At 66.6% G+C, this 12,594-nt stretch carries 12 protein-coding genes and 1 riboswitch; of the genes, 10 read left to right on the forward strand and 2 right to left on the reverse strand.

Annotated elements, in window-relative coordinates:
- The first annotated feature begins 14 nt into the window (after positions 1 to 14).
- Together DW355_RS05305 and DW355_RS05310 are read left to right on the forward strand one after the other, a co-directional pair.
- Positions 15 to 515, forward strand: coding sequence for a (2Fe-2S)-binding protein (locus tag DW355_RS05305; RefSeq protein ID WP_131278280.1), 501 nt, complete (start codon positions 15 to 17; stop codon positions 513 to 515).
- A complete protein-coding gene (locus tag DW355_RS05310; RefSeq protein WP_131278281.1) occupies positions 512 to 4,252 on the forward strand; it encodes a molybdopterin cofactor-binding domain-containing protein in 3,741 nt (1,246 codons plus the stop codon). The genes DW355_RS05305 and DW355_RS05310 overlap by 4 nt, the downstream gene beginning before the upstream one ends.
- Before the next feature lie 8 nt (positions 4,253 to 4,260).
- Here DW355_RS05310 and DW355_RS05315 read toward each other — a convergent pair whose 3' ends face one another.
- Positions 4,261 to 4,689 carry a hypothetical protein gene (locus tag DW355_RS05315; RefSeq protein ID WP_131278282.1) on the reverse strand — a complete coding sequence of 143 codons (429 nt, stop codon included), beginning with the start codon at positions 4,687 to 4,689 and terminating at the stop codon, positions 4,261 to 4,263.
- 184 nt (positions 4,690 to 4,873) lie between these two features.
- Between DW355_RS05315 and DW355_RS18355 the strand changes: the two genes are divergently transcribed.
- The 4 genes from DW355_RS18355 (at position 4,874) to metF (ending at position 9,548) form a co-directional block, all read left to right on the forward strand.
- Entirely contained in the window at positions 4,874 to 6,268 is a 1,395-nt protein-coding gene (locus tag DW355_RS18355; RefSeq protein ID WP_165493126.1) for a GGDEF domain-containing protein, read from the forward strand.
- Positions 6,269 to 6,321: 53 nt separating this feature from the next.
- A riboswitch (S-adenosyl-L-homocysteine riboswitch) is annotated at positions 6,322 to 6,424 on the forward strand.
- A gap of 76 nt (positions 6,425 to 6,500) precedes the next feature.
- The gene (gene ahcY, locus DW355_RS05325; protein ID WP_131278284.1) at positions 6,501 to 7,928 is read left to right on the forward strand and encodes an adenosylhomocysteinase; all 1,428 of its coding nucleotides are present in this window, start codon (positions 6,501 to 6,503) and stop codon (positions 7,926 to 7,928) included.
- Entirely contained in the window at positions 7,928 to 8,689 is a 762-nt protein-coding gene (locus DW355_RS05330; protein ID WP_131278285.1) for a TlyA family RNA methyltransferase, read from the forward strand. The genes ahcY and DW355_RS05330 overlap by 1 nt, the downstream gene beginning before the upstream one ends.
- 7 nt (positions 8,690 to 8,696) lie before the next feature.
- Positions 8,697 to 9,548 carry a methylenetetrahydrofolate reductase [NAD(P)H] gene (metF, locus tag DW355_RS05335; RefSeq protein WP_131278286.1) on the forward strand — a complete coding sequence of 284 codons (852 nt, stop codon included), beginning with the start codon at positions 8,697 to 8,699 and terminating at the stop codon, positions 9,546 to 9,548.
- Between the two features lie 38 nt (positions 9,549 to 9,586).
- On the opposite strand, the gene DW355_RS05340 is transcribed toward metF, so the two are convergent.
- The gene (locus DW355_RS05340) at positions 9,587 to 10,468 is read right to left on the reverse strand and encodes a 23S rRNA (adenine(2030)-N(6))-methyltransferase RlmJ (RefSeq protein WP_131278287.1); all 882 of its coding nucleotides are present in this window, start codon (positions 10,466 to 10,468) and stop codon (positions 9,587 to 9,589) included.
- Positions 10,469 to 10,730: 262 nt separating this feature from the next.
- On the opposite strand from DW355_RS05340, the gene rplM reads away from it, so the two are divergent.
- The 4 genes from rplM to DW355_RS18465 all read left to right on the forward strand — a co-directional run bounded on the left by rplM (position 10,731) and on the right by DW355_RS18465 (position 12,533).
- Positions 10,731 to 11,159: a 50S ribosomal protein L13 gene (gene rplM / locus DW355_RS05345; RefSeq protein ID WP_131278288.1), complete on the forward strand. Its 429-nt coding sequence runs from the start codon at positions 10,731 to 10,733 to the stop codon at positions 11,157 to 11,159.
- A gap of 11 nt (positions 11,160 to 11,170) precedes the next feature.
- On the forward strand, positions 11,171 to 11,563 hold the full coding sequence (gene rpsI, locus DW355_RS05350; protein ID WP_131278289.1) for a 30S ribosomal protein S9: 393 nt from the start codon (positions 11,171 to 11,173) through the stop codon (positions 11,561 to 11,563).
- A 236-nt stretch (positions 11,564 to 11,799) separates the two neighbouring features.
- On the forward strand, positions 11,800 to 12,294 hold the full coding sequence (locus DW355_RS05355; protein WP_347562745.1) for a hypothetical protein: 495 nt from the start codon (positions 11,800 to 11,802) through the stop codon (positions 12,292 to 12,294).
- Positions 12,291 to 12,533: a hypothetical protein gene (locus tag DW355_RS18465; protein WP_347562746.1), complete on the forward strand. Its 243-nt coding sequence runs from the start codon at positions 12,291 to 12,293 to the stop codon at positions 12,531 to 12,533. Before DW355_RS05355 ends, DW355_RS18465 begins: the two co-directional genes overlap by 4 nt.
- Positions 12,534 to 12,594: the final 61 nt, after the last annotated feature.

Genomic DNA, 12,594 nt, shown 5'->3' on the forward strand with positions numbered 1-12,594 from the left:
TGGGGTTTCTTTCGATGCACGCCCCGGCACCGCCCCCACTCAGGCTGCGCGTCAATGGCGCGGTGCATGAGGTGGGGGCCGCGCCCACCGCGCCGCTGCTCGCGGTGCTGCGCAACGACCTGGGGCTCAACGGCCCCAAGTACGGCTGTGGCCTGGGTGAGTGTGGCGCCTGCACTGTGCTGATCGACGGCGTGGCGGCACGCGCCTGCGTCATTCCCGCCGGTGGCGTGGTGGGGCGGGAGATCACCTCGCTCGAAGGCCTGGGCACGCGCGCCATGCCGCACCCCGTGCAGCGGGCCTTCATCGACGAGCAGGCAGCGCAATGCGGCTATTGCCTCAACGGCATGGTCATGATGGCGGCGGCGCTGCTGGCGCGCGACCCGTGTGCCGATGAGGCCGCGATCCGCCGGGAACTGTCGGGCAATCTGTGCCGCTGTGGCACGCATGTGGAAATCGTGCGCGCCGTGCTGAGGGCGGCAACCAACGTCGCACCATCCGGAGCTCACACGCCATGACGCGCCGCGCCGATGCGCCGTTGACGCGCGCCGACTTTCACGCAGCACGCGGTGTCCTGCTGGTCACCCGCCATCCACCGCCTCCGCCCGTGCCGGTGCCCGGGCAGCCGGCCGCCGTGCAGGCCAATCCGGCCGAGGGCGTCGAAATCCTTGTGGCAGTGTGGGACGACGGCAGCGTGACAGCGCTCCATGGACACGTGGACCTGGGCACCGGTATTCGCACGGCGCTCACGCAGATCGTGGCCGAAGAGCTGGACGTGCCGATGGACCGGGTGAACATGGTGCTGGGCGATACCACGCGCGCGCCCAACCAGGGCGCGACCATCGCGAGCGCGTCGATCCAGATCCATGCGGTGCCGCTCAGGCTGGCGGCTGCGCAGGCGCGGCACTGGTTGCTCGCGCGGGCTGGCGCGCAACTGCAGGCGGACCTTGCCGGCCTGGACGTGCAGGAAGGCGTCGTGCGCGACCGGGCTACCGGGCGCTTGATCACCTACGGTGAACTCGTGGGTAAGGATCATGTCGAGCTGAGCCTGGATGCGCGGACGGCCGTCAAGCCTCCCGCCGACTACACGCTCGTCGGCACCCCCGCGCCGCGCGTGGACCTGGTGGCCAAGGCCACCGGTGAACTGGTCTTCGTGCATGACATGCGCGTGCCCGGCATGCTGCATGGCCGTGTCGTGCGGCCGCCGTACGCGGGCGCTGACCATGGGGACTTCATCGGCAACACGCTCGAGTCGGTGGACGAATCGTCGATCGCGCATATTCCGGGCATCCGCGCGGTGGTGGTGATCCGCGATTTCGTCGGTGTTGTTGCCGAGCGCGAGGAAGATGCCGAGCAGGCCATGCGCGAACTGCGCGTCGCCTGGAGATCCTGGCCGGGTCTGCCGCCGCTGGACGACCTCGCGCAGGCGCTGCGCACCCAGCCTTCCACGCCGCGGCGGCTGGTGGACGAGGGCGACGTCGACGCGGCGCTCGCGGGCGCGGCGCAGGCCATGCCGCGCACCTACGTCTGGCCATACCAGATGCATGCCTCGCTCGGTCCGTCGTGCGCGGTGGCCGACTGGCGCGCGGACGGCGAAGGCGGCGCGGCGCGCATGACCGTGTGGGCTGGCACGCAGAACCCGCACGTGCTGCGCGCCGACCTCGCGCGCCTGATGGGCATGCCCGACCTTTCGATCGACCTGATCCGCATGGAAGCCGCGGGCTGCTACGGTCGCAATTGTGCGGACGACGTCGCCGCGGACGCCGCGCTGCTGTCGCGCGCTGCTGGCGCGCCGGTGCGGGTGCAGCTCACGCGTGAGCAGGAAAACGCCTGGGAACCCAAGGGCGCGGCGCAGCTGATGCAGGTGCGCGGCGGACTCAACGCGGACGGCTCGATCGCGGCCTATGACTTCGAGACCTCCTATCCCTCCAATGGTGCGCCCACGCTGGCCTTGCTGCTCACGCGCGTCATCGAGCCGCTGGCGCAGGCCTACGAGATGGGCGACCGCACGGCGCGCCCGCCCTACACGCTGGACAACCTGCGCGTCACGGTCAACGACATGGCGCCCATCGTGCGCGCATCCTGGCTGCGCGGCGTGTCCGCCCTGCCCAACAGCTTTGCGCACGAGTCCTACTTCGACGAACTGGCCACCGCCGCGGGTGAAGATCCGGTGGCTTTCCGCCTGCGGCATTTGCAGGACGCGCGCGCGGCGGAGCTGGTGCGTGCCACGGCCGAGCGCGCGGGCTGGCGTGTGCATACCGGGCCGAAGCAGGGGCCGCAGGCAGGTGGTGAGGGCGACATCGTCAGCGGCCAGGGCTTCGCCTATGCGCGCTACGTGCACAGCAAATGGCCAGGCTTCGGCGCCGCCTGGGCCGCGTGGGTGGCCGACGTGGACGTCAATCGCAGAACCGGCGAAGTACAGGTCCGGCGCGTGGTGGTGGGACATGATGCGGGCCTGCTCATCAATCCCGCGGGCGTCGAGCACCAGGTGCATGGCAATGTGCTGCAGACGACGAGCCGTGCGCTCAAGGAACAGGTCGACTTTTCCGCGCCCGGGCGTCCGCTGGCGCAGCGGGGCAGCACGGTGCCCGTGCCGCAGGCGCCGCCGGTGCAGAACCTCGAATGGGGCGCTTATCCGATCCTGAGTTTTCGCGATGTGCCGGTGATTGAGGTCTTGCACATGCCGAGGCCGGACGAACCTTCGCTCGGTGCCGGTGAATCGGCGTCGGTGCCTGGCACGGCGGCTATCGCCAACGCCATCTTCGACGCGACGGGCGTGCGTCTGCGTCAGCCGCCGTTCACGCCGGAGACGGTGCGTGCGGCGCTGCAGTCTTCCGCTGAGCCGCAAGGCGGTGACGCGGGCGCGCAGGCGCGGCCGGCGCCTTGGCCGGCCTCGGGCGGGACTGGAACCGAGACTCGTTGGCCATGGGGCGCGATGCCGCCCCGAACGCGGGGCTGGCTGGCGCGAGGGCTGACGATGACGGCGGGCGTGCTCGGACTAGGTGCGGCACTGCTCGGCTGGCGGCCGGCCATCGCGCCGGTGGCGCCGTCAACTTCTTCACCCTACAGCGCTGCCACGCTGGAAAAGGGCCGCCGGCTCGCCGCTGCCGGCGACTGCGCGGTCTGCCACACGCAGTCGGGCGGCACGGTCAACGCCGGAGGGCGCGCCCTGCGCACGCCTTTCGGCACGATCTACAGCACCAACCTCACACCCGACGTCGAGACGGGCATCGGTCTGTGGTCCTTCAGCGCCTTCCAGCGCGCGATGCGTGCAGGCATTTCCCGCGATGGCCGTCACCTCTACCCGGCGTTTCCGTACACCGCGTTCGCGAAGACGAGCGACGAGGATCTGGAAGCGCTGTACGCCTACCTGATGGCGCAGCCCGCCGTGCGCGCGCCCACGCCCTCGCCGGAACTGGCCTTCCCCTTCAACCTGCGTCCGTTGATGGCGGTCTGGAACGGCCTGTTCCACGACCCCGCGCCCTACCAGCCCGTGGCGACGCAGACGCCCGAATGGAACCGGGGGGCCTACCTCGTCAACGGGCTCGGGCACTGCAGCGCTTGCCATACGCCGCGCAATGCCTTCGGCGCCGAAAAAACCGGTGGGCCCGTCTGGCTGTCTGGCGCGTTCATCGACGGCTGGGAAGCCCCGGCGCTCACCGCGCTGTCGCGCGCGCCGATGCCCTGGACGAGGGAGGACCTCTACGCCTACCTGCACCAGGGCTACAGCCGCAACCACGGCACGGTCTCGGGGCCGATGGCACCGGTGATCGAGGGCTTGCAGGCCCTGCCGGAGACCGACATCCGCGCGATGGCGACCTACCTCGCCTCGTTCAATGTTCCAGCCGACGCCGAACCCGGCTCACTTTCGGGCCGCCAGGCCGCGGAGTGGGTGGCTGTGGCACAGGACAGCGCGCCCCTGGCCGGCGCCGGCCAGCGACTCTTCGACGGGGCCTGCGCGGCTTGCCACCACGATGGCCAGGGTCCCAGATTGCTGGGCGTGAATGTCCCGCTTGCGCTCAACAGCAATCTGCACAGTGACCACCCCGATAACTTGCTGCGCGTGATCCTCGACGGCATCCGCGCGCCGGCCGCGCGCGACATCGGGTTCATGCCGGGATTCCGCCATGCGTTCAGCGATGCGCAGCTTGCCGAACTGGCTGGGTACATGCGCGCGCGTTTCGCGCCGGACAAACCGGTCTGGCGCGATTTGCCGGCGCAGGTGGCCCGGCTGCGTCAACTGCCCCCGCACTGACGCCGTGCTCAACGCTCCGGCGCCTTGTCCTGTACTTGCGCGTGCAGGGCCGCGATCACGTCGCGCACGGTCTTGCGGGCCTCGGGCGACAGGGCCTGGTAGCGCTTGAGCATCTCGCGGTCCTGCATGGACAACTCGCCCCAGGGCGCGGCGGGCTCACGCACGGCGCGCGCGTTGCCGCCCTCGACGCCGAAGCGCAACTCGTCGGGGCTGACCTGCAGCCAGTCGGCCAGCACGCGCAGCTTGTCCTGCATGGGGATGGACACGCCCAGCAGCCAGTTGCGCGCCGTGTGCGGGGTGATGCTGCGGCCCCAGTAGCGCAGGTTGAATTCATTGGCGACGACCGTGGGTGAGGGCTTGACGCCGATGGCCGCAAGGGCCTGACGCAGGCGAGTTGCAAAGGCCTGGGCTTCGGTGGCGTGGGTGGCTGGGGCCATGCCGCGAACGGTAGAAGGAAGGCCTCTTTGAAAATCTATTTTTAATCACAAAAATTGTGATAGTTGATCAATAATTCATCGAAAGCCAATCAGCGCGGGACTTGGCGTACTCAGGTAATAGGGGGCAGGACGTTATAGGGAAGGAAACCCGATGTGGAATCAGCAGCAGGCCGAAGCGGGCGACATGAGGGCCCTCGAAGAGCGGGAAGCCCGGCGGGTCCGTGAGACGCGGCCGTGGCGGCTACCTCGCTGGCGCTCCGATGCGGCGGTGCGCGAGGCCGTGGCCCTGGCCGTCAGGCAGGTGGGTGCCCAGCTGCTGGAGGATTTCTACCAGGTGCTGCGCGCCCGCGTCGATCTGGATGGGCTGATGCCGCCCGATGCCCGGCGGCGCCTGAACAGCCTGGCTTGGCGCTGGCTGGAGCGGGTGACAGAGGTCGAACAGCCCTGGTTTGACGCCGCCGTCGGTGATTTGCTGCGGCGCATGGGCGAGCTGTGCTGGCGCCATCGTGTGCCGATGGACGTGGTGTCAGCGGGGGTGTCCCAGTTGGGGCATGGCATCGCGGCGCAATTGCTGGATTCCTCCCTGAAGCGGCGCGACATGCTGGCTGCGGGCCACTATGTCGGCAGCCTCGCGCATCTGGCGCAGGAGCGCCTGGCCGCCGCCTACTCCCGCAGGGAGGAGCGGGGCATGCGCGCGGCGGAGGCGCGGGGGCTGTTCGCGCTCGGCCAGAACATGGCCATGGAGCGGGAGCGCCAGCAGGCCGCGCTGCTGGACTGGGCGCTCCGCCTGACGCGCCAGGTGCTCCTGTCCGCGCCACGCTGGCTCGTGCCGCTGGAGTCCTCGCCCCTGGGGCTGTGGCTGCGGCACAAGGCGCCGCATCTTTTTGATGACGCGGCGGAACTGGCCCGTGTCGCGCAGGCGCTCCAACGCGTGGACCGCGAACTCCTGCCGCTGCTGCAAACCACGCCCTCCGGCATGCCCGCCTTGCAGCAGGCCCTGGCGCAACTCGATTTGGCGCTGGACGAGATCCGTTTCCATCTGGCCGACCTGTTCGAGCGCACCCTGATGTTGGAAGCCGGCCGTGACGCGTTGACGCAACTGCTGAACCGGCGTTTCCTGTCGACCGTGCTGAACCGGCAGATCCAGCTGCAAAAGGCGGGCCGCAGCCCCGGCTTCGCTGTCCTGGTGCTGGACATCGACCATTTCAAGTCCGTCAATGACCGCCACGGGCACGACGTGGGCGACCAGGTGCTGCAGCAGGCGGCGCGGCTGATCGTCCAGCATGTCCGCACAGGCGATTTCGTCTTCCGTTACGGCGGCGAGGAGATGCTGGTGGTGCTGACCGGCGTCCAGGCTGGGGAGGCCTTGAAGGTGGCCGAGCACATCCGCCACCGTTTCGAGGCCACGCCGCTGGCCCTCGGACAGGACCTGTCGCTGGACCTGACGGTGAGCATCGGGGTGGTGGACCACGATGGCCTGGCCGATCCTCAGCGCCTGATCAAGCGGGCCGATGCGGCGCTGTACGAGGCCAAGCGGGCGGGGCGCAACCGCTGCTGGCTGGCCCCGCCCGAGGCTTGAAATCCAGACCCGGGATCGGATGGCGTTTGTCTGCCCGCGCGTTACAATCTCCGCCGTTCGAGGAGCGTTGCAGCCCTTGCGCCTGCCTTGCAGGCCCAGTGGTGAGGCTCGAACCCCAGGGCGGCAGGCCCTGCCTTCCAACTGCGCTCACCCACCGGTCGTCGTGAGGTGAGGTCTTTCCCGCGCACGGCAACTCCGGTGGTGTTCAACCGCTACAGCCTTGGAGTTCACCATGAATGCCGTCCTCAAACCCGCCCACGATCACGCCATCCGTGACCTGTCCCTTGCCGCCTGGGGCCGCAAGGAAATCAAGATCGCCGAAACCGAAATGCCTGGCCTGATGGCCATCCGTGAAGAGTTCACCAAGAGCCAGCCGCTCAAGGGCGCGCGCATCACCGGCAGCATCCACATGACCATCCAGACCGCCGTGCTGGTGGAAACGCTGCAGGCCCTGGGCGCCAGCGTGCGCTGGGCCTCGTGCAATATCTTCTCGACGCAGGACCACGCCGCCGCCGCGCTGGTGGAAAAGGGCACGCCGGTGTTCGCCCACAAGGGTGAAACGCTGACCGAGTACTGGGACTTCACCCACCGCATCTTCGACTTCGGCCCCAAGGGCAGCGAAGGCGAAGGCCCGAACATGATCCTCGACGATGGCGGTGACGCCACGCTGCTGATGATCCTGGGCCAGAAGGCCGAGAAGGACCTGTCGGTCATCAGCAAGCCCACCAGCGAAGAAGAAACCTGCTTGTTTGCCGCCATCAAGGCCAAGCTGGCCGTGGACCCGACCTGGTACACCCGCAAAGCCAGCCAGATCATCGGTGTGACCGAGGAGACGACCACGGGCGTGCACCGCCTGAAGGAAATGAGCGCCAAGGGCACGCTGCCCTTCCGCGCCATCAACGTCAACGACTCGGTGACCAAGAGCAAGTTCGACAACCTCTACGGTTGCCGCGAATCGCTGGTGGACGGCATCAAGCGCGCCACCGACGTGATGATCGCCGGCAAGGTGGCCGTGGTGGCCGGTTACGGCGACGTGGGCAAGGGTTCGGCCCAGGCGCTGCGTGCCCTGTCGGCCCAAGTGTGGGTGACCGAGATCGACCCCATCAACGCCCTGCAGGCCGCGATGGAAGGCTACAAGGTCGTGACCATGGAGTACGCCGCTGACAAGGCCGACATCTTCGTGACGACCACGGGCAACAAGTCCATCATCACGCACGACCACATGGTCAAGATGAAGGACCAGGCCATCGTCTGCAACATCGGCCACTTCGACAATGAGATCGACATCGCCTCGATCGAGAAGTACAAGTGGGAAGAGATCAAGCCCCAGGTCGACCACGTGATCTTCCCGGACGGCAAGCGCATCATCATGCTGGCCAAAGGCCGCCTGGTGAACCTGGGTTGCGGCACGGGCCACCCCAGCTTCGTGATGTCCAGCTCCTTCGCCAACCAGACCATCGCGCAGATTGAGCTCTACACCCAGCCGCAGAAGTACACGCCGGGCCAAGTCTATGTGCTGCCCAAGCACCTGGATGAGAAGGTGGCTCGCCTGCACCTCAAGAAGGTGGGCGCGATGCTGACCGAACTGACGGACGAGCAGGCCGCCTATATCGGTGTGTCGAAGCAAGGCCCGTACAAGCCCGACACCTACCGCTACTGATGCGCATCGACCAGCTCCTGGTCCAGCGTCAACTCGCCAGCACCCGCTCACAGGCTCAGCGCCTGATTGCGGGTGGGGTGGAATGGCGGCAGGGCGAAGCATGGAAGCGCGTCGCCAAGAATGGGGACGAGGTGCCCGACAGTGCGGAGTTGCGCCTGCTGGACGATACCGAGGCGCGGTATGTCTCGCGAGGCGGCCTCAAGCTGGAAGCGGCGCTCCGACAAGTCGGCCTGTCGGTGCAGGGACTGCACTGCCTCGACGTCGGTCAGTCCACCGGCGGGTTCACCGACTGTCTGCTGAAGGCGGGTGCCACGCGGGTGGTGGGCCTGGATGTGGGGCAGGCGCAACTGCATGCGAGCCTGCGCGAGGACCCGCGGGTGCTTTGCGTTGAAGGGCTCAATGCCCGCGACGCGGCTGCGGTGGCGCAAGCGCTGGAAGGTGAGGTGCCGGAGGGTGGCTTCGACCTCCTGGTGGCTGACCTCTCTTTCATCTCACAGACCCTGGTGCTGCCGGCGGTGGTGCCCTGGCTCAAGAGCGGCGGGCATCTGCTGACCCTGGTCAAGCCGCAGTTCGAGTTGCAGCCGGGCCAGGTGGGCAAGGGAGGCATCGTGCGCGATGCCGCCATGTACCCCTTGATCGAGCAACGCCTGCGTGATGCCTGCGCGTCCTTGGGGCTGGCCGTGCAACGCTGGTTCGACTCCCCCATCGAAGGTGGCGACGGGAACCGCGAATTCTTCATTCACGCGATCAAATCACCGTGAGGCTCGCATGAGCGAACAACCGACACCGCAATCCTTGCCGCTGAGCATTGAGTTCTTTCCGCCCAAGACGCCTGAGGGCGTGGAGAAGCTGCGCGTCGTGCGGCAGCAATTGAAAGCCTTGAAGCCCGAGTTCTGCTCGGTGACCTATGGCGCCGGCGGCTCCACGCAGGAAGGCACGTTTGCCGCGGTGCGCGAGATCCTGGCCGAGGGCATGGACGCCGCTTCGCACATCTCGTGCATCGGCGCCACCCAGGCCACCATGCGCGAGAATCTGGCGGCGCTGAAGGCCATGGGGGTGAAGCGCCTCGTCACGCTGCGTGGCGACCTGCCCAGCGGATATGGCGCGGGCGGCGAATTCCACTACGCCAGCGACCTGGTTGCGTTCATCCGCGACGAGACGGGCGAGCACTTCCACGTCGAAGTTGCGGCCTACCCCGAGGTGCATCCGCAGGCCCGCTCGCCCGAGGCCGATCTGCAGGCCTTCGCGGCCAAGGTCAAGGCAGGTGCCGATTCGGCCATCACCCAGTATTTCTACAACGCCGACGCCTATTTCCGTTTCGTCGAGGACGCCGACGCCCTGGGCGTGACCGTGCCCATCGTGCCCGGCATCATGCCCATCACCAGCTCCACCCAACTCATGCGCTTCAGCGACGCCTGCGGCGCGGAGATCCCGCGCTGGGTGCGCCTGCGCCTGCAGGGGTATGGGGACGACACGGCCAGCATCAAGGCCTTCGGGCTGGACGTGGTGACGGCCTTGTGCGAGCAGTTGCGCGCGGGCGGCGCGCCTGCGCTGCACTTCTACAGCATGAACCAGAGCGCGGCCACGCTGGAGATCTGTCGGCGGCTGGCTATCGTGTGAGACTGAGACCGGCAGGGGCAAGGGCTTGAGAACCGTGCTCAGTGGCCTGCGCTCTCCAGCGTGTAAGCGGCATTCCGGTCCTGTCCGAGCAACTCGACCAGCTGAGGCAAGGTCGCTTTCAAGGCGCCTTGCAGGGTATGGGGCGGGTTGACGATGAACATGCCGCTGGCGGGCAGGCCGGTGGCGTCCTTGCCGGACTTGACGGTCAGCGTGGCATGCAGCCAGGGTTTGCCGGCCTGATTCGTCAGCGTGCGTAAACGGCGTGGCAGGTCATGGGCCTCGGGGCGCGGAATGATCGGGTGCCAGACGACATAACAGCCGGTGGCGAAGCGCTTCAGTCCATCGGCCAGCAGGCTGGCGACACGCGTGTAGTCTGTCTTGATTTCATAACTCGGGTCGCACAGCAGCAGAGCCCGGCGCGAGGGCGGGGGCAGAAACTTGGTGATGCAGCCGAAGCCGTCTTCCCGTAGCACGGCGACCTGCCGGTCCGCATCCAGTTGGGCGATATTGGCTTCCAGGGCCTTGCTGTCCGTGGGGTGCAGCTCGAACAGCTTGAGCCGGTCCTGCTCGCGCAGCAGGCGCTGGAGGATGAAGGGCGAGCCAGGATAGACCTTGGGGGTGGTGGATTTTGCATAGGCTGCACCGGGATTGAATTCCCCGATCAGCATCAGATAGTCCTGTAGCATCTCCGGAAGGGAGTCTGCGCTCACATCCGAGAGTCTGCCAATGCCGAAAGCGGCTTCCCCGCTGGTCTGGGCGTAGTCGCCGTCCAGTCGGTACAGGCCCGCGCCCGCGTGGGTGTCGATGACGGTGAGCGCGGTGTCTTTCTGCGTCAAATGCCGCGTAAGCGCGATCAGCGTGCTGTGTTTGAGGACATCGGCGTGGTTGCCGGCATGGAAGGCGTGGCGGTAGCTGAACATGGCCGTCCGATGTTAACTGCCCTGAAGCCAGGGAATTTGTATAATGGCAGGCTTCGCAGCGCTTTTGTGGCTCCGCGGCGAAGACGGTCAATGCAGCGCCTGAATTCGGCGATGCCTCTGCGCATTGCAGGGCGTGCGGTGCATTGGCTCTGACATCACCACCTAAGAGGCTCCCGAAAGAGGAGCACCGACCGTGGAAAAGAGCCCGCCAAACCCGTCCCGCTCATCTTTTGGCTGGGACGATTCTTGAAAGAGAAAACTCATGACTACGTTCAGCGCCAAACCCGCTGACGTGAAGCACGAGTGGTTTGTGATTGACGCGACCGACAAGGTCCTCGGACGAGTAGCCAGCGAAGTTGCTCTCCGTTTGCGCGGCAAACACAAGGCCATTTACACGCCTCACGTCGATACCGGTGATTTCATTGTCGTCATCAACGCCGCCAGGCTGAAGGTGACGGGCACGAAGTCGCTCGACAAGATCTATTACCGCCACTCGGGTTATCCGGGCGGCATCTCCGCCACCAACTTCCGCGACTCGCAAGCCAAGCACCCCGGCCGCGCGCTGGAGAAGGCTGTCAAGGGCATGCTGCCCAAGGGCCCGCTGGGCTACGCCATGATCAAGAAGCTCAAGGTCTATGGCGGCGCCGAGCATCCGCACAGCGCTCAGCAACCCAAGCCGCTGGCCATCTGAAGGAGTCCGAAATGATTGGTGAATGGAACAATGGAACCGGCCGACGCAAGTCCAGCGTCGCGCGCGTGTTTCTGAAGAAGGGCTCCGGCAAGATCACGGTCAATGGCAAGGACATCGCCGAGTACTTCGGCCGTGAAACCTCCATCATGATCGCCAAGCAACCGTTGATGCTGACCAACCATGCCGAAACCTTCGACATCCAGGTCAACGTGCATGGCGGTGGCGAGTCCGGTCAGGCCGGTGCCACCCGCCACGGGATCACGCGCGCTCTGATCGACTACGACGCGGCCCTCAAGCCTGCGCTGTCGCAAGCCGGTTTCGTGACCCGCGACGCCCGCGAAGTGGAGCGCAAGAAGGTTGGTCTGCACTCCGCGCGTCGTCGCAAGCAGTTCAGCAAGCGCTGATCCGCGTTGTGTCCTGCCTATGCCCCTATCCCTATACGGGGATGGCATGGGTGGTGGCGTGACGGGGCAGCTTGCAGGGTCGAATGGCAATGGATGAGGTCGTCTCCGACGTGGATGTCGGCATCGCCCTCGCATGTGTCATGTGCCTGACAATCTGTTGCAATGTAAAGGCCGCGCGGGTTTCAATCCGCCGGCCTTTTTCTCTGCGCGGCTGCTAGACTTTTCCCCCTATGCGAATGCGTCTGCTACTTCGGCGTCTGACGGTGAGCGCACCGCGCATGTCCGTGCGCAGCTCACTGCCTTGGCCCTTGCGCTGGGTGATTGCCGCCGTGACTTTCGGCTTCTGCGCCGCCATAGGTCTGTGGGCCTTTGAGTTCGGCCGCGACATCGCCGGCATCGAGGGCGGCAGCGTGGGCTACGTGGAGAAGCTGGAGCAGCAACTCTCAGAGTTGCGTCGCCAGGCGCGTTCCATGAAGGACGAGCGCGACGAGGCGCTGGCCAAGGCGAACACGGCCTCCACGCTGATGGCCGCCGAGCAAACCGCGCAGGAACGCCTGTCGGAACTCAATAAGCAGCTCGAAGCGGATAATCAGCGCTTGCGCGACGATCTGGGTTTCTTCGAGCGCCTGATCCCCACCGAAGGAGGGGGGAGTCTCTTGCGATTCGCGGCCTGCAGGCCGTCGTGCAGCAGGATGGACAGGGGCAGCTGGTCAAATGGCAGGTGTTGGTGATCCAGCCTCAAAAGAACGCGCGGGAGTTCAGTGGGCAGTTGGAAGTGCAGTTCATTGGCGTGCAATCCGGGCGGCCGTGGTCCGCACCTCTGCCGCAGGGAGCGCAGCCCATCCGGTTGCGCCAGTATGCGCGGGCCGAGGGCACGTTCCAGTTGCCGCCGGACACCGAGATCAAGAGCATCATCGCCAAGGTGATGCAGGGCGATGCGGTGCGCGCGGAGCAGTCAGTCAAGTTGTAATCTGAATTTGCAAGGATGTGGCCGCCAGTCCGCGCGGCAGGTGCCTCGTCCTGAATTTCTG

The sequence above is a fragment of the Hylemonella gracilis genome, assembly GCF_004328645.1.
GTDB lineage: Bacteria > Pseudomonadota > Gammaproteobacteria > Burkholderiales > Burkholderiaceae_C > Hylemonella > Hylemonella gracilis_B.